The organism is Teredinibacter haidensis, assembly GCF_014211975.1.
Lineage (GTDB): Bacteria > Pseudomonadota > Gammaproteobacteria > Pseudomonadales > Cellvibrionaceae > Teredinibacter > Teredinibacter haidensis.
Genome location: NZ_CP060084.1, coordinates 2,712,080 through 2,729,427, shown reverse-complemented (window position 1 = coordinate 2,729,427; position 17,348 = coordinate 2,712,080). Strand labels below are relative to the sequence as shown.

Below are 17,348 nucleotides of genomic sequence, written 5' to 3'. Positions count from 1 at the left end.
AACAAACAGATCCCTGAATCACAGCTGAGTTCCCCGCACCCGCGGGGATGAACCGGTCTGCATTGTTTACGGCCTTCATATGCATAAGAGTTCCCCGCACCCGCGGGGATGAACCGGGCAACAACAACAATGTTTCGGGTCGTGATAAGAGTTCCCCGCACCCGCGGGGATGAACCGCCCGCCCGACAGGCGAGTCGAGCGTTATTACAGAGTTCCCCGCACCCGCGGGGATGAACCGCGATAGCAGTCTTGTTGAAGATGACGTCAAAAGAGTTCCCCGCACCCGCGGGGATGAACCGGTTATCATTGATGATAGGGTTGATGTTGTTCGGAGTTCCCCGCACCCGCGGGGATGAACCGTTAATTAGTGCTTTCTGTTGTGCCGTGATGATGAGTTCCCCGCACCCGCGGGGATGAACCGCGCCAAATAATTTATGGCTTTGAGTGGAAAGCGAGTTCCCCGCACCCGCGGGGATGAACCGCTGATCCAGGTCTTTTTTTGTGAAATATTTTCGAGTTCCCCGCACCCGCGGGGATGAACCGTTCTTTAAAGATAAAATCAAATTCGCATACGAGAGTTCCCCGCACCCGCGGGGATGAACCGAGACATTGTTAGTAACGAGTTGGTATTGAATGGAGTTCCCCGCACCCGCGGGGATGAACCGCCGATCTTGATCACCCGAACTCTCCGGGGCAAGAGTTCCCCGCACCCGCGGGGATGAACCGTTAAAGAGAGATGAAAATGGCGTTTTATATCGGAGTTCCCCGCACCCGCGGGGATGAACCGGAATCTGACTTTATGTTCATTTTCACTTTCTGGAGTTCCCCGCACCCGCGGGGATGAACCGAGGATTTAACATGAGCAAAAAGAAAAAGCTTGGAGTTCCCCGCACCCGCGGGGATGAACCGAAATGGAGTTTGTATGGAGAACAAAGTACCAAGAGTTCCCCGCACCCGCGGGGATGAACCGTCGCTCGGTTTCATTCACTCCTCCATTAGCGCGAGTTCCCCGCACCCGCGGGGATGAACCGATATTAAATGATGAGTTCGAGTGTAACGATGGGAGTTCCCCGCACCCGCGGGGATGAACCGTTTATTTACCAGATTAATTTGCGGCAGCAAAGGAGTTCCCCGCACCCGCGGGGATGAACCGGGTGGAATCTTCGTTTTTTAAGAGGAACGATGGAGTTCCCCGCACCCGCGGGGATGAACCGCATAGTATCAGCCATAAAGGCGGCGGCTGCGTGAGTTCCCCGCACCCGCGGGGATGAACCGCTCTCTACAAGTTGCGGATCCAGGCTCAACATGAGTTCCCCGCACCCGCGGGGATGAACCGGCTGTATATGGCTCATCAACGCCAGGAGAGGTGAGTTCCCCGCACCCGCGGGGATGAACCGCTTTTTATGCTGTTTGCATTCGCATAACCATTGGCCAACCACACTCACCAACGCTGGCGATTCAAGCGCTCAACCCGCTTTCTGCCGAGATAATATTAAACGGCGATTTGGCTATTACCTATGTAGTATTAGCCCGTGCGGATTTTAATAACGATGGTTTTGAAGATATCTTCCTGCGGCTGGACTGGAATATAACCACAGCCTTTGGCAAAGGGTTCGACTGGATTATAGTGAGTAAAGCATCTGCCAATCAGCTTCCCACTATTGTTTCGCGCGCAGAAAACAATGTGCGCCTACCAGAACAGGCACGTTAGTCAGTGGGGAAGATGCGTACGGAAGGAGTGAGTTTGTGCAGATGATTAGGAAGGCGGGTGTGGCGGAGAGTGGGGATTTGTAGGTTGGATGGGGCTGATTTCGACCCAAAGCCGACCTTAAAAAACAAGTTACTCTGGTTTATTATTTTTTCTTTGAGAGTTATGCTGCAATATTCTGTGTTTAAAAACGGGATATTGAACCCTAATAATATTGTTAAATGCCTGTAATCGCGAAGTCCAGAGCATTAATAATTTGCTCTCTGAAATGTGAAAGAGAGCCAATTGGATTGCTTAAAATATTAACAGGAACAGAAGAAATCTGAGGCGTTAAAAGTAGAAGTTTCTCATCTTCGAATGAAATTTCTGGAGTAAGATTTGTCATTGCCTCATTTGTAAATGAGGCAGCATGCCCCAAGGGGATAATTATCCGTGTGGCAATTTCCGAAATGTAGGGGCTTTGAATATCAAGTAGGTATGGGTAGTGCTTCTTGCTCTGCTTACTAGGATTGCGGTATACGTCAAACTGAGCCATTAAAAAGTACTGAACTCGTCGCCAAAGCAGCCGTTCGTTTCGATGAAAGAGTTATATGCATTAATGGCAGCCTTATTATTTTTGGCCCATTTGGCCGCTTCAGCTTGAGCTAGCCGATGTTTTAGTGCTTGTTCTAATGTAGCTGAAAGGTTTATGTTTAAGGCTCGTGTTTTGGCTAGTAAGTCACTGTTTACACTGAGGTTTGTAGGCTTTTTTGGGGCTTCTGTATTGTACAAGGGGTCCATATAAGTACCTCGGGTATGCGTATGTATGTGCGCATAGTAAAGCATTTAACAAGGGTGTCAACCTGACGCCCAAAGCTACGCTGGTTTTAGCGCATGGCCTACGGCCATTTTTGCACAATACCAGCTCCACTTAGGGCGCAGGTTACACCGGCGTTATGCAATACGAGGATAAGAATCGAGATATGATTTATAAATTTATAATAGTGGGTTTAATCGTTTTATCGCTTACTGCTTGTGTCTCACCTACGGCAAATATTAGTAAGTCATATTCTTTAGATTCTAATTCTCAAAATGGACTTCTAGTTGGTTCAGTAAAGTACCGTGGATTGCTGTCAGGGTATCGAATTTATTTCCGTGGAATAGATAACGAACAATCTGGTTATTTTGAGGCTGGAGTCGGTATTATGCTAATTCCTATTCCACCTAGTAGCGATTTCAAATACACAAAAGGAAATCTTCAGGTTGCAGAACTGCCAGCAGGTAAATATGAAATTTCGCGCTGGGGTGTTAAAAGTGGCTATGTAAGTTTAAGCCAAACCCAGCCGTTCGCAATTAATTTCGAAATCAAGCCTGGAAAGGCCACCTATATAGGCTCATTCATATTTACAGTAACAAGCTCAATCGGCCTAACTGTTACGGGTGTCAAAGTGGATTTTGAAGAAAAATATTCACAGGATATCGCGGTATTACGAGAAAAATATCCTAATCTTGGAAGCACCGAAATATTTATGGGATTAGAGCCGGAATTTACGAAAAACGATGTAGGTGGTACGAGCAGCGCTCGCTGGGAGATGCCGCCTGTTTTCATTCCTGTTGGAGGGTAAATGCATACAAGCGTATCCAGGCTCAGCCGTAAGCCGCTTGGACCTCCACTACATTGCTCGTTTTGTGCTTTTCAGCTAAACAATCAACTACGTTACGGCCCCTGATACGGGCGTTAGCTGAGCTGAATGTTTCCGTAATTGGATATCCTGTCTGTTGTGGGGGTTGGTATTACTAAAATTAATGGGTGCTAATTGTTTTTAGGTTCACCGCTTAAGTTGGCCCGAAGTCGGAAAGTGTTTTTACCGGCAAGTAGTAAAGTTGAGTAAGTCGTGTCGGAAGTATGGCCCATTGGCAACTACGAGCTTTCAGTGGTAGAGTTTTTTAAAAACAATCAGGGCAACGTTACTGTGCTGTTCGTGGAGTTCAATTCGGTGCCCTAAAAAGTTGCTGTTGCTGACATTTTTTCCGTCGTATTTTTTGTGCTTGTTAGCACAAAATCTGCAACTCCAAAAATGCTGAAAAGCAAGGCGTTAATTCCAAACTGAGAAATCATGAATGATGTAGACTGGCAAAATACAGATGCAATTTGCTGCGTTTTATCGAATTATAGATCGTCTGAAAATGTACGCAAATTTTTAGCCCACTTTTTATATGAACGAGATCATTTAGCCCCAGACTATCATTGTCATCCTGAAAACGAAGAGATACTCTTTGAGTCAGAACAGGATATGATTAGTTGCTTTGCCGATACTCCAAGCTATAGCGGTCTTTTTTTCTGGAATGGTCAGTCAAAAATCTTAGATGGTAAAGTCATGCTTGGTGCTGACTTTATGCCTGATGGAAAAACAATTTATAGCATAACTTCTCAGGCAAACGGTAAAGTGGAAGAAGAAATATTAGATAAGCTTAAGGGTTATCTTGGCTCCGATGCAGCACTGATTTATTACAACCAGTATCCAGGGTTTGAAAATTCACTTGAGTTTTAATCGAAATATCATCAATTAAGTAAAAGTTAACACGGCCATCGTAGCGACCACTTTTCCGTCGCTTCAATTTGTACTTTGATAGAGCAGATCAAAACAACTACAAAGTGGTGCCAAATGGCTACGTTATGTTTTTTATCAATTTTCATCTGAATTCTAGGTAAGTACAGTGAAAAAATGGTTTGTTTGCTTATCTATTTCAGCGATTGTTTGCGCAATGGGATTGGTTTATTTTATACGTACAAAGGTTCAAATTGTTTGTATTGAATCCGGAGGGGTTTGGCTTGGTATTCTCGAAGGATGCGAGAGCGGAAGCGGTATTACCATGCAATATTTTGGTTCACCGCTCGCTATAGTAATATTCTTTGGTATTGTTCTTGGTGTTAGTAGTGTGTTGGTACAAGTACATTCAATGGCATTAAAATCAATCCAATCAAAAACATAACAAATCGCTACACACGGGCCCATTTTGCTACGCTCGTTTGTGTATGTCGCTTTGCTCCATTTTATACAAACGCTCTCCGCAAAATGGGCCGGTAAGCTAGGCGTTATGAATATGAACCTACGAAAAGTTATGGTTTGGTTTGACCTTAAGATTGGCGACCCAAGTGAAAAATCAAGTTACTCTGGCTTACTAGTTTTGCTTTGAGAGTTATGCGGCAATATCCGTGTTTAAACACGGGATATTGCACCCCAATAATATTGTTAAGTTTCACATAAATTGAAGGAATGACTTATGTTAGGAAAAATTAAAGCTCGTATAAAGGAGTTAGATATTGAACTGCCTGAGCCAAGTAATCCTGGTGGTAGTTATGTTCCATACCATATATCTGGGAGTCTATTGTTCTTAACAGGCCAGCTGTGCCACTGGAATGGTGATCGTCTGTTTACTGGAAAACTTGGAGCAGAGTTCGATACTAACGAAGGGAGTAAGGCCGCGAGCATTTGCGCATTAAATCTTCTTTCTCAGGTTGATAAGGCTTTGGATGGTGATCTGGATCGTGTTGTCAAGATTATACGCTTGGCGGGTTATGTAAACTCGACACCCGATTTTCATGGGCAATCTCAAGTTATGAATGGGGCTTCAGAGCTATTTATCGAGGTATTTGGTGAGAAAGGTAAGCATACGCGTCTGGCAGTAGGTGTGAGCTCGCTCCCGTACAATGTAGCTGTTGAAGTTGAAGGGGTTGTTGAGATCAGCCCAGCTTAACAAAGCCATCATGCACCGCCAGCAAGCTGGCTGGGCAAATTTTCCGTCGCTCGTTTTTGTGTTTTACGCTACGCTAACACAAAATCAATCCACTCCAAATTTGCCGCATATGGCGGGCGTTAATCTAAAAATAGGGAATATTTATGAGAAGGGCAATTTTATTTTTTTCGTTAGCTTTCTGAGTGCGTGTGCTATACAGCCTACAACAGAGAAAAATTCTATTGATGGTAGGTTTTCAGATGCAATATACAGAGTAGAAAATTCAGGGTTTATTGGGTGTGCACCAAGCGATATATCTATTTTGAATGTGGTTGATTTAGCTTTAGGCATGTCAGAGGCTTGGGTAGCAGAGTGTAAAAATTGAAAATATTACTGTTCTAAAATAGCGAGAAAATATGGCGAGACTTACACAACTCAAGTTGGTTGCAAGGAGTCACTTTAATAACATATTTCCTTCGATATGGGAAAAACATACAAGGCAGTCAAGTCGACCTCCACTACGTTGCTATTTTGTGCTCAAATAGAACAAAAATAGCAACTTCGTTTCAGTAACTTACCGCGGCGTTATGAGTTATAGGATAAAAGATATATTCACTAGGATCAGATTTTTCACTGAAGACTAAATCAGATTCCCTGTCTATAATACGAGGGAAAGTCATTAGGCCAATTTTTTGTGTGCCGTTAACAAGTATGTCGATGTTAATGCTAGTGAAAGAGTTTACGCGTAGTTAATAAACTTTTTTCCATTTTCTCGAGGGTATATGGGGGCAGGTCTTGATACTTGCCTTTCTCTTGAATGTCCGCTTTTGGCCGAAAAGGGACGTTAAAACCAATGGTTTTGGCTTGTTGATCTTTTACACACACACTTTCACCTTCGACACTTATACGTAAAAACCTTTGGTTATTTTAAAATTAAATGTAAGTCATAAATTGTCGTGTAGAGGTTGAAGAGTTTTTTCTTCACCTTAAAAATCCATTTAACGCTTTGCGTCGATCAACTCACTTTGTCGCTACATGGATCCAAACAGGCCGTAGTTTTACCCCGGCCTTGCCTCTACCACATTAGAATCCGCGTGAGATGCCGATAAGGGCTGATACAGTGCTATCGGTGTCAGGCTCAATGAAAGGGCTATTTGAGATTTCGTCGGGCAACATGCTGTATTTCACTAGCGCCATCAAGGACCACTTATTTCCGAGCGGGCGAAAGTAGGAAAAACCGACGTGCGCAATAGTGGCTGCGTCAGGTCTGTAATTGATAACACCGCGAGCCACTTCTTCGTCTAGCGTTCCGTAGTAGTAGTTTGCGTTGTCTTCAGATATCCAGGTGGCTCCCAGGTTGAGTGTCATCATGCCATTGCCCAGTCGAACGGGATAGCCATATTGAACCGATGCCTCTTGGCCTCCACTTGTGTCGGTCACATCGGCCAACAGTTCCAGTTCTATCTCGCCAGCTTCACCTTTCCATTTCATGCCTACGCCTGCATCCAATGCGAGATCGCGATCTTCCAGTAATCGGTAGTCAATGCCATTGCTGGCGAGTTCTTCTCTGCCTAGATCGTTTACTGAAAATCCGTCAAAGCGAAATTTTGTTATTGCAGAAAGCTCGAACGATTCGTTGCGGACAACATTCCACCCGGCGGTGACGCCGCGAAAGTAAAAGTTTTCACCCTGATAGGTGATCAGCGGAATGGGAATGACTCGCGCCCCTTCGCCTGCATAGGGGCTGTCGCTGAGTATTGCTGCGATACCAACACTTAATCGTGGTGGTCCACCACCCGCGCCTCTGCCTGATCCTTCTTGGGCCGCTGCGTTGCAAGACAATACAGACAGAAAAACTGGCCAGAGTAATTTATTCATTCGACACAGAACCTCATTAAACATAAGTAGTGAAATACCGGGGAGTCACATGTGCCCCACGTTTCGATCATTGCGCGACTGCAAGCACCCACGGCAGAGTAAACCATCGATGTCGCAATAATGTCGTAATTGTTATTGGAACACTGAGAATCGATATTAGCATGCGGAACCAATTAAACACGGTTACAGACGGTTACAAGCCGTTACATTCAATGCGGCCTTATTACTGCGGGTTCGATTAAAAGTTTCCAGCCGAAGTGGGGCAGATGGGTTTGTGTCTTAATATTTGGCTTTCGCTCGGCTAGCCCGAGCGCATCATTTACCGCTACGCCCAAGTCGCATACGGTACTTTCAATCTTTGTGTGACGGAGTAACAACAGAACTGAACTGAGCTGAGCTGAAGGTAAGGTGGCTAAGCCGCTGTGCTCGCAAAGGAAGATGCTTCGTTTACGTGGAAGAGTCACGATCCTGATTCGATCGAAGCTTTCGATCCGGGTCGTTAGCCTTAAGCATGTATTTTTTTCGGCTTGCCGGTAGGGCTTATGCGGGGGTTCGCTAAACACGGTTAAACATTCGAGGGCCATAAATAGTCTTTTCTGTTTCCAGCCGTCTAATTGGCTTGATACCCGAGCGCCTGGGGTTAAGCATCGCTATTTGTTCAGCGCCACCGGGGGCCGCCGCCCTGGGGAGCAATAGTATTTCCGTGGTATTCGGCTCCAGCCATTTCTCTAGACTGCGTTCTTGGTACCTGCGGGGTTGAAAGAACCGCTGCAGGCTAGCTAAAAGCTGCAGGGGGCGGATCTTAGAGGCACGTTCTCTGGAGCTAAAAGATGCTCAGGGGCTTGGTTAAACAGGGGGGAGGGGGTTCTTTAATCCCCCCCTCACGAGCTAAAAGGTGCCCGGGGGCTTGCTTAAACAGGGGGGAGGGGGTTCTTTAATCCCCCCCTCACGAGCTAAAAGGTGCCCGGGGGCTTGCTTAAACAGGGGGGAGGGGGTTCTTTAATACCCCCCTCAGGAGCTAAAAGGTGCCCGGGGGCTTGGTTAAACAGGGGGGAGGGGGTTCTTTAATACCCCCCTCAGGCGCTAAAACATGCCCTGGGGGCTGGTTAATCAGGGGGAGGGGTACCTCCGAGGTACCCCCCCTGCTGTAAAAAGCATCAAAAAGGTCGCTTTTTGCAGCACGTTTGCACTTTTAAGCGACCACTTCCTCAGTTTCTGCTGGGGTTTTGCTGCGAGACCGGTTGTCGAAGCGTCGCGAAAGGTCCTTGTAGATGGCACTGGCATTGGGAATACCGCTTTCCGATGCCATTTTTATGCTCCGGTAGTAAATCAACGCGGCCTGATAAGCCTCACTGCCAGCGAGCAAATGGCTATCTTCCAAATTGCTTGTGAGGGGTTGTATGCCGCGCAGCACGTTGCCTAACACCCCTATAGTTGCCAAGTCGTTATCAAAAGCGTCCAGGCTAACGAAGTTGGGCAGAAAGTTCGGGTATTGCCCTGCGTATACGCGCGCTTTTTCGACAAAGGCTTTGGTTCGGTCGCCCATTTTGGGCAGCGCCATGCGCTCTTCGCTGGAAAGGCTAATAAGGTGGGGGGCAAGTTTATCGTTGAGGGTGGCAATTGCGGCGTTGATATCGGCCAGATCGGCTTCGGAGATTTTAACGTCTAAGCGGTTTTTTTGTACCATGGTTCGAGCTTCCTTTCTGTTGGCTTATTAAAATGTCTGTTTTCACAAACACGTTTAACAGTGCTTTCGGTGAGGAGCCAATGCAAAGCATGAACGATTAAAGCGCAGAAGTGCCTCGTCCGTTGAGTCACTGAGTTGCATAAATTATTAATACGCGGAAGCAGAGTCAATAGCGCGTAGTAGAGTATTTGAAGCGGTTCAAATTATTTCAGAAATGTTACGAATTTTTGATGAGAAAATGATCAGAAAATAAGCGCTGAAGTAGCCACCCCTCGAGCCACTTAATTTCGCCCTGTATATTTCGAGGCTCAAATGGGCTGATCTGCAGTTTATTGAGCCCCTGGGGATCGGGCTGCCAAGCAATGCTTTAATACCCGCTCACTGTTGCATAGGCAGCTTAACCATATGTCTGGTATGAATAATGGGGGGCAGTCGCCAATTAAAGCGCCCCAGTGTGCACAAACTGAAAACCTGGGCCGATATTGCACCCATAATTAAATTCCAGTCACCTTCGCAAACAAAGTCTATTTGCTACTACGATGGGGCTACCAAGAGGTAAAGTTTTAGGTAACGGGGATGCCAACAATGATGGTGTTGACGATGTGTTTATCGTTGTACGTGACTATGTAGAACGCAGGGGATTGCGTTAATAGCAGGCAGTTCGTTTTGTCTGTTAATGTTAATGGAATCTGGGATCTAATTAACCGTTGTTAGAGGTTGCCTTTTAAAGCAACTTTTTGATATATCTATTCTCTCGAAAGCGCGTATACCGGATCTAGTCGCGCTGCGTTTCTGGCAGGAAGAAAGCCAAAGGCTATGCCGATTGCCGTTGCACAGACGAACGCTGTGACTATAGAGGTGGCGGTATAAATCATTGTAAAACTGGAACCAATACCGGAAAAAATTAAACCTACGGAATACGCAAGAAAGATTCCAATCAGCCCGCCAGCCAGGCATACAATAACCGCTTCCGTTAAAAACTGTTTCAAAATATCGTTTTGTCTCGCGCCAACAGCCATGCGTACACCAATTTCCCGGGTGCGCTCAGTGACAGAAACCAGCATAATATTCATTACCCCTATGCCCCCAACAATAAGTGAAATAACGGCAATAGCAGAGACCATTAATGTCATAGTCCCTGTCGTTTTTTCAATATTTTTTTTGATGGTGTCTGTATTAATGGTGAAGAAATCCTCGCTGCCATGACGCATTTTTAGCAGCGCAATAATGGCCTGCTCCGCCGCTGCAGACGGTGTGTTATCTTTTATACGAATGGTTAAGGCGTCTAGGGAGCTTTGCCCGGTTATGCGTGTTGCTACGGTGGTATAGGGTAGCCAGATTTTCAGCGAATCACTGTTGCCAAATGCACTTTCTTTTTTCTGGGTGATACCCACTATTCTCACGGGCAGCTTGCCAAGGAAAATCACTTTCCCTAATGCCTGTGTATCTGAAAACAATTCATTCTTGGTATTTTCGTCAATAACCGCTTCCTGTGCTTTTGCGGTAACGCTTTGTTCACCCCAAAATTGACCTTCAGCGATTTCGTAACCTCTTACTTGAAAGTAGTCGAGCCCAACGCCTTCAACTTTAGCGTTTATTGTTTGGTTACCATACCGAACGCTGAGGTTAGCAGAACTCTCGGGCGTGATAGCTTCTACAAAAGGCAGATTGTTCAGAGCATCCGCATCTGCTGCAACCAGAGTACGTACCCGCTGTGAGCGTCTATCACCAAAGCCTTTGCCAGGGCTAACAGCAATGGTGTTGGTTCCCATGGAATTGATATTTTCCAGTACCGCTTTACTGGAACCTTCACCGAGAGCAACAACGGATACCACCGAGGCGATTCCAATGATTATGCCCAGCATGGTTAAGAATGTACGGAGGCGGTGGCTCGACATGGCGACCAGAGCCATTTTCATGGTCTCAGCGAAAGAGGTTAACGAGAGCACGGCTTTCTTTTTTTCGGGTCTCACTTCGGTTGTTCTAGGCGGTGGCTCGCGGGAAATGCGGTCGCTGACAATTGTACCGTCTTCAATCTCTATAACGCGATCGGCGTAACCGGCCACGTTTCTGTCATGGGTAACGATAATAATGGTGTGGCCTTCCCGATGCAGCTCCTTCAGTAAACTCATCATCTCGTTACCGCTGCGGCTGTCCAGGGCTCCCGTAGGCTCATCAGCCAGAATAATCTCGCCACCATTGATTAGCGCGCGTGCAATGCTCACGCGTTGTTGCTGTCCGCCACTCAATTCGCTCGGTTTATGTTGCAGGCGTTCAGCTAGGCCGAGGCGCGTAAGAAGACTGCTGGCCCGTTGCCTTCTGGCCTCTTTTTTTTCACCCGCATAGACTGCCGGTATTTCTGTGTTTGCCAGGGCTGAAAGATCATTTAATAAATGGTAGCGCTGAAAAATAAAACCAAAACGCTCTCGGCGAAGCGTTGCCAGCTCATCAGCACTCATGTAAGCGGTATCTTTGCCGTCGATCAGGTAGTTGCCACTCGAGGGCTTATCTAAACAACCGAGGATATTCATCAGTGTAGACTTACCCGACCCGGATGACCCAACCACCGCGAGAAATTCACCTCGCTCTATGGTTACGTTTACATTCTTTAGAACCGTTAGCGTCTGGTCGCCAGCGGGGTAGCAGCGAGAGACATTGGTAAGGTGTAGCAGGCTTGTGCTCATCATTTAGAAAGGCATCCTTGCTGGCCTCATGCGGCGCTGGGGAATGTTGTGGCCACCCGCTGCGCCAGAGGCTAAAATAATGCGTTCATTTTCCTCGAGCCCCGCGAGTATTTCTGCCTGCATTCTATTATTAATGCCGACCTCTACTTCTCGAAGCTCAATGGTGTTGCCTTCCAGCACCTCAATTAAATAGGTGTTACGGCCACTTTTTTTCTTGAGGATTTGCGACGGTACCAGTAAGGCACTGTCAGCTTTATTGAGCACAATCGAAACCTCGGCCGTCATGCCAATACGCAGTTTTTGCTCGGGGTTTTCAATATAGAACAGTGCGTTGTAATAAATCGCTTCACTATCGTCAGGGGACATGTTGATATCATTGCCATTCATGGAGGTGGGGCCAGGCTCAATGGCTTTTAGTGTTGCGCTATACCTTTGCCGTTGATCTCCCAGAATAGAAAAATAAACGGCTTGGCTTGGTTGCACGTGAATAATATCCGCTTCAGAAATTTGTGCCTTCACAGTCATAGTATCGAGCTCGGCCAGTTCAACGATAGTTGGTGTGTTTTGTTTGGCGTTAACGGTTTGGCCAAGTTCCACCGCTAAATAGACAACAGTGCCGTCCATAGGGGCGGTGATAGTGGTATATGCGAGGTTGATATTGGCGCTGTCCACGTTCACTTCCGCGCGAGCAATTTCAGCACTCAATTGGTTTTTCTGTGCCTGTAAAACTTCCAGGTTGGCTGAGGCGATGTCATAGTCTGCCTTTGCACTTGTGTGATTGGCGAGCATGGTTTTCTGACGGTTAAATTCGAGTTGGGCAAGGTTTATTTGAGACACAATGGCCTCAACCTGAGCCTCCAGGCTTTTGAGTTCGGCCTTGGCGGTTTTCAGACTGTTCTGCTGGGTCAGGCTATCGATTTGCGCAATGAGATCACCTTTTTTCACTTTTTGACCAAGTTCCACCGGGAGACTGACAATCTGACCAGATTCCTGTGCGCCAACACTCACAAGTTTTGAAGCCTGTATCATGCCGTTCGCCAGAACCGTTTGCTCAATGGCACCCCTGTAAACGGATGCCGTAGCATATTCAGGTGCATCTGGCGATGGTAGCAGCGCGTAAGCCGCAACGCCGAGTATGGTGAGAAGAATAAATATTAAGCTGAGCTTGACGAGTTTGCGTATGGTCACAGTGTTTATACTGCCTGTGTCGGTTGGTGGGTGTAGTAACCAGTATGAACGGTTTAAGTGCTAACTTGGGTTAACGGAGTGTAAATTTAGGTAAAGTTAGCGCTACAACAAGAAGGGCTACGGCGCATTAGCATCGGGTAACACATGGGTGGGCGGCTGCCCCTGAAACAACGCTAATAGATGCCGTTTTTTAAACAAGTTGAGATGCAACAAGTATAGGTTCTATACTGACTTCAATTAGCCGGTTTGGTGTAGCTAACCCTTTATTTGGAATTCCTGTAGTTGGACATATCTTGAGTTTGGTGTTACCTGGAAATACGCATTCACGGGGCCTATACAATTAAATATGCAGTTGCTATTTACATTGTTTGCAATTGTCGTTGGCGGAATGTTTATCGTACAAATATTGCCTTAACAATATGGCCTGTTAATGAGACGTTATGTGTTTACTTATGAAAAAATCTCATAAATCAATCATTGCCGTCATTTCTTCCGTGGTGTGTACGTACGTGGGGATGAAAATAAATACTTTTCTGCGTGTCGATTATTGCCTGGATAGGGGGGGAATGGTTACAAATTCGGGTGCGTGTGAGCTCGGCGACAATAGGGTAGAGATGCTTTCATTATCTATCCCCGAGCTAATGGTAACGGTGGTTTTATGTGTGCTCTTGTTCTTGACAATTAATCAGCTGTTACGGTTCATTGTGCTGCATGTAGTTAAAAAATAACCAAACACGCCGGCAAGCTGGCTCGGACCCCCGTTTCGACAATTGGCACCTACACTGCGGCCCGTTATTGTAGGCGTTATTCATCCGAGTTCTCCATGAGTCTTTATGACTTAATTCAGAATATCATTCGGTTGGTACCAATTATGATATTGTTGCCAACCTCCCTGTTTCTACTTAGGCTTAGTGGTATCAACGCTTTTGTGTAATGTTTGCCTTTGGCTGGCAGTATGCGCTGCTACAACGGTTGTTCTGGAACTATTCATCGACTTTTCTCAAACCCAAGAAACGTTGAAAGCGTCAAAAGTTCAAGGTAAATATCAAACAATGCTTTATTACATTCTTCTGAGAAAATCACAAAATGCAAACCCAAGCCGACGCTGTTCGTGTGTTTTACAGCGCTAAACGTTGCCACAAAAACCTCTCCGGCTTGGCGCTGCTGAGCAGGGTGTTGTGTACTGGAGTGGATGTTGAGTGATGAAGAAAATTGTAACAGTTGTATTTGTTGTTGTGGCAATTGTCATAGATGCCATTTTTGAATACTTTGGTGTCCCAATAGTGATAATGGATTTATTTTTAACTGCTATCGGTATTGCAGTAGTGGTTTGGGTTTGTACACCAAAATATCTTTCTGGGCAGTACATAGACTGGCACCAAGTTCAGAGTAGTAATATTTATTTTAAGGTGGCACTAATAGCTAATTCATTACCGTTAGCGCCATTAGGCGTATTTATGATTTATATCGGTATTTCGAGCCCTTTCGAACTTTACATCGGGGTTAAGGGCGGTTGCCATGGTTACTCGCTCATAGCCGTCGGTTTAGCGATAGCGTTTTTTATTGTTTCTACTACATATGTGTATTTTTTTAAGAGGCATGCTACGAAAAGGTGATAATAATTTTCATGGGCGTGATTATGTTAGGGTAATCTGCTTAAATGGCAGGTAACTAAAATACAAAATATGGGTTGTGGGTAACTGATTATAAATGATGATTTTTTGTAGTCCTGTTAGGACGCTATGCGAATACTTGTTACGTTTTTTCCTCGCTCGTGGCTTAATCTGAACCAATCGTATGTCGCCATCTTTTAGGCTCGAAGTAATTTGCGTGAGCCCATGTTTTGCAACGTTGAGCAGTAGCGATGTAACCTATAGCTATAATAATTACAACCCATCAAACAGCTAAGGGGTCCAACTAAGGGGGAAGGCCTTACATTTGACATTAAGCGGTTTTTGAAATTATTTTCCCGTAAGCTGCAAAATCCCTAGCCAGAGATGGCCGGGGCTTTTTGGTTTTATCCGCTAGCACATTAGCGAGTAAGACTCTTCACCTAATTACTCTGGTGCTTTAAACTATTCAAATACCTATGATGAATACGGTCTTCCAGGGCTTGAAAACAGAGGGCGTTTTGGTTATACAGGACAAGCTTGGTTTCCAGATTTAGGGCTGTATTACTACAAGGCGAGGTTCTACGCACCTGATATGGGGCGGTTCTTGCAAACGGATCCGGTGGGGTATGAGGATCAGATGAATCTTTATGCGTATGTGGGGAATGATCCGATGAATATGACTGACCCGACAGGGATGTACGGTAAAGGTGATGGTTGGAGTGATGAGGATTGGGAAAAATTTGACACAGCCCAAAAGCAAGCAGCGTCGGAAATGACTGGAGCTGCGTCAGGTTTACGTAATGAAGCTGGTGGTTTAGGAGAGGGGGAGGTTAATGGTGATGGATATTCTGCTAATGATCTAAATTCGATGGCTAGTTCATTGGACGCAGGCGCTAAGGCTCTAAACGACGACGGTTCGGGGGGTTATATCGCGAATGCTGGAGCGACTTCTGGAGGTGGTTTTGCTGAAGCTGTGGTTGGTGGAAAAACTATGACGATTGACACTGGCCACTCAAGGTTTGGTGATGGAACAAACGCTACGGCTTGGTCGGCAGGGCATGAATCATTGCACAACGCAGGCTTAGAGGATCAGACGTTTGTGGGAAATATTGCATACCGTTACAGTGGTAATTTTGCACAAAAAAGAGCATTTAAAAAATTATCCAAAGAAAAAAGGGTAATAAATCCTGATCATGTAATGAGTACGGTATGGCCATAAATTTTAAATTTCATTTTAGATACACTATGAAGTCGATGGTTTTTTCGCTATTAGCTTTTTTTTATAGCTTCTCTGTGTATGGGGATACTTGTTTTAGTGATGAAAAAGCTATAAAGAAACTCAGCAAGATGTACTTAGATAAAATAAGTTTTTCAGCTGATTTCTCTGAGAAAGAAATAGATGTGATTTTAAAGTTGCCTTCCCAAATTAATGGAGCGGAGTTATCAAGTGTTTTTATTGTTAAGTCAGTCCCGAATATTGATGATAAGACGGAATTTTTATTTCCATTAGAAATTCAAAAGGAAGGTGGAAAAGTTCACGTCTGGTATATGCTTTCTGAAAGTATGTCTGATCATAATTTTATTCAGGCTTCTTACGGCGATGGGTGTGGTTGGCTGATTGAATATGAATTGAATTATGAAGGTGAAAAACTAAAGCCTAAGTAGAAATAATTAGGATATGTGGGATATGTGGGTCAGATCAAACTTATGGCGCAATAAATAGCTAGGATAGGCACTCTTTGAGAAATCACCGAGTGCCTTTTTCTTTTTAATCCCTCACCCTAAACACCAACTTCTTGTCATGAAAACAATGGGGACAGACATATTTTCCCGACAGTTAAACTGAAATCCGAAGCCTTGGTAAAGCAATCTACAAAATAATCGAGACACCCATCCAAAGCCCTAGTCATTGACTGGGGCTTTTTATTTTAGGGGCATGGGGTCAAGTCTTGCCTTTTGCCTACCGCTGGAGTAGGTTTCGATTTATCCAATAGTTGATAAAACAGGCAAAGATTATGGCCAGACCTCTACGCTTGGAGTTTGCTGGTGCGCTTTATCACATCACCTCGCGCGGAAATCGGCGTGAAGATATTTACTTAACGGATAAAGACCGTGAGCTGTTTCTCGCGGTTTTGACTGAAGCCTGTGACCGATACAACTGGGTGTGTCATGCCTACTGCCAGATGTCGAATCACTACCATCTTTTGATTGAAACGCCTGATGCCAACCTTTCCAAAGGTATGCGCCATCTTAATGGCGTGTATACACAGCGCTTTAACCACAACCACACCCGCTTCGGGCATGTCTTTCAAGGACGTTATAAAGCAATCCTGGTTGATAAAAATGGTTATTTATTGGAGGTGGCCCGTTATATTGTTCTTAACCCCGTGCGTGCGGGTATGGTGCGACACGCAAAAGATTGGCCCTGGAGTAGCTACCGCGCCACCATCGGCCAGGCCAAAGAGACCGGCGGGTTGCAGACCGAATGGCTGCTCGCGGCATTTGGGCATCAGAAAACACGCGCCATAACTGCCTATAAAGACTTTGTTCGCCAAGGTAAAGGCCAGCCCTCCCTGTGGGGAACGCTAAAAAACCAGGTATATCTGGGTGACGAAGAGTTTGTTGAACAGATGCAGCAGCTTATTGACGGCAGCAAAGAGCTGTCAGAAAGACCATCAAGCCGGCGGCGTGCTGCACCAAAACCTCTCGCCTGGTACGAAGCTGCCGAAGCAGACCGGAATACCGCCATCAGCCAAGCGTACGCCAGTGGCGGCTATAGCATGAAAGAAATAGGTGAGCACTTTGGTTTGCATTATTCACGGGTCAGCAGGATATTAAGAAAGGCAAAAGGCAAGACTTGACCCCAGGCATAC

At 45.6% G+C, this 17,348-nt stretch carries 15 protein-coding genes, 1 pseudogene and 1 CRISPR repeat array (1 of these 17 cut by a window edge); of the genes and pseudogenes, 10 read left to right on the top strand and 6 right to left on the bottom strand.

The genetic code is table 11. From position 1 onward, the window contains the following. A CRISPR array of direct repeats spans positions 1–1,397; the repeat unit is 29 nt; unit sequence GAGTTCCCCGCACCCGCGGGGATGAACCG (it extends 3,146 nt beyond the left edge of the window). A gap of 107 nt (positions 1,398–1,504) precedes the next feature. Then, positions 1,505–1,711 carry a hypothetical protein gene (locus tag H5715_RS10745; protein WP_139309913.1) on the top strand — a complete coding sequence of 69 codons (207 nt, stop codon included), beginning with the start codon at positions 1,505–1,507 and terminating at the stop codon, positions 1,709–1,711. Positions 1,712–1,925: 214 nt separating this feature from the next. On the opposite strand, the gene H5715_RS10740 is transcribed toward H5715_RS10745, so the two are convergent. Both H5715_RS10740 and H5715_RS10735 read right to left on the bottom strand, forming a co-directional pair. Next, positions 1,926–2,243, bottom strand: coding sequence for a CcdB family protein (locus H5715_RS10740; RefSeq protein ID WP_075187551.1), 318 nt, complete (start codon positions 2,241–2,243; stop codon positions 1,926–1,928). Further along, on the bottom strand, positions 2,243–2,488 hold the full coding sequence (locus H5715_RS10735) for a type II toxin-antitoxin system CcdA family antitoxin (protein ID WP_075187550.1): 246 nt from the start codon (positions 2,486–2,488) through the stop codon (positions 2,243–2,245). Before H5715_RS10735 ends, H5715_RS10740 begins: the two co-directional genes overlap by 1 nt. 182 nt (positions 2,489–2,670) lie before the next feature. Between H5715_RS10735 and H5715_RS10730 the strand changes: the two genes are divergently transcribed. From H5715_RS10730 to H5715_RS10710, 5 genes are all read left to right on the top strand, one after another. Then, complete coding sequence (locus tag H5715_RS10730) at positions 2,671–3,312, top strand: hypothetical protein (protein WP_075187549.1); 642 nt, start codon at positions 2,671–2,673, stop codon at positions 3,310–3,312. A 492-nt stretch (positions 3,313–3,804) separates the two neighbouring features. Beyond that, positions 3,805–4,239: a hypothetical protein gene (locus tag H5715_RS10725; protein WP_075187548.1), complete on the top strand. Its 435-nt coding sequence runs from the start codon at positions 3,805–3,807 to the stop codon at positions 4,237–4,239. 166 nt (positions 4,240–4,405) lie between these two features. Further along, positions 4,406–4,681: a hypothetical protein gene (locus H5715_RS10720; protein WP_139309912.1), complete on the top strand. Its 276-nt coding sequence runs from the start codon at positions 4,406–4,408 to the stop codon at positions 4,679–4,681. A 291-nt stretch (positions 4,682–4,972) separates the two neighbouring features. Continuing rightward, positions 4,973–5,446 (top strand): RidA family protein, encoded by a 474-nt coding sequence (locus H5715_RS10715; protein WP_075187546.1) that lies wholly within the window; start codon positions 4,973–4,975, stop codon positions 5,444–5,446. Continuing rightward, positions 5,427–5,810 carry a hypothetical protein gene (locus tag H5715_RS10710; protein WP_139309911.1) on the top strand — a complete coding sequence of 128 codons (384 nt, stop codon included), beginning with the start codon at positions 5,427–5,429 and terminating at the stop codon, positions 5,808–5,810. The genes H5715_RS10715 and H5715_RS10710 overlap by 20 nt, the downstream gene beginning before the upstream one ends. A 698-nt stretch (positions 5,811–6,508) precedes the next feature. Here the strand turns inward: H5715_RS10710 and H5715_RS10705 are convergent. From H5715_RS10705 to H5715_RS10690, 4 genes are all read right to left on the bottom strand, one after another. Next, the gene (locus H5715_RS10705) at positions 6,509–7,303 is read right to left on the bottom strand and encodes a MipA/OmpV family protein (protein ID WP_175574330.1); all 795 of its coding nucleotides are present in this window, start codon (positions 7,301–7,303) and stop codon (positions 6,509–6,511) included. A 1,192-nt stretch (positions 7,304–8,495) separates the two neighbouring features. Then, positions 8,496–8,990: a hypothetical protein gene (locus H5715_RS10700; RefSeq protein WP_075187544.1), complete on the bottom strand. Its 495-nt coding sequence runs from the start codon at positions 8,988–8,990 to the stop codon at positions 8,496–8,498. A gap of 746 nt (positions 8,991–9,736) precedes the next feature. Beyond that, complete coding sequence (locus H5715_RS10695) at positions 9,737–11,677, bottom strand: MacB family efflux pump subunit (protein ID WP_221892291.1); 1,941 nt, start codon at positions 11,675–11,677, stop codon at positions 9,737–9,739. Then, positions 11,678–12,862, bottom strand: a complete 1,185-nt coding sequence (locus tag H5715_RS10690) for an efflux RND transporter periplasmic adaptor subunit (RefSeq protein ID WP_221892290.1) — start codon at positions 12,860–12,862, stop codon at positions 11,678–11,680. 1,202 nt (positions 12,863–14,064) lie between these two features. On the opposite strand from H5715_RS10690, the gene H5715_RS10685 reads away from it, so the two are divergent. The 4 genes and pseudogenes from H5715_RS10685 (at position 14,065) to H5715_RS10670 (ending at position 17,336) form a co-directional block, all read left to right on the top strand. Further along, positions 14,065–14,478, top strand: coding sequence for a hypothetical protein (locus tag H5715_RS10685; protein WP_075187542.1), 414 nt, complete (start codon positions 14,065–14,067; stop codon positions 14,476–14,478). A 484-nt stretch (positions 14,479–14,962) separates the two neighbouring features. Beyond that, positions 14,963–15,694 (top strand): annotated as a pseudogene (locus H5715_RS10680) (RHS repeat-associated core domain-containing protein); the annotation flags it as partial. Positions 15,695–15,720: 26 nt separating this feature from the next. Further along, positions 15,721–16,140: a hypothetical protein gene (locus H5715_RS10675; RefSeq protein ID WP_139309908.1), complete on the top strand. Its 420-nt coding sequence runs from the start codon at positions 15,721–15,723 to the stop codon at positions 16,138–16,140. Between the two features lie 350 nt (positions 16,141–16,490). Then, entirely contained in the window at positions 16,491–17,336 is an 846-nt protein-coding gene (locus H5715_RS10670; protein ID WP_185906519.1) for an REP-associated tyrosine transposase, read from the top strand. Positions 17,337–17,348: the final 12 nt, after the last annotated feature.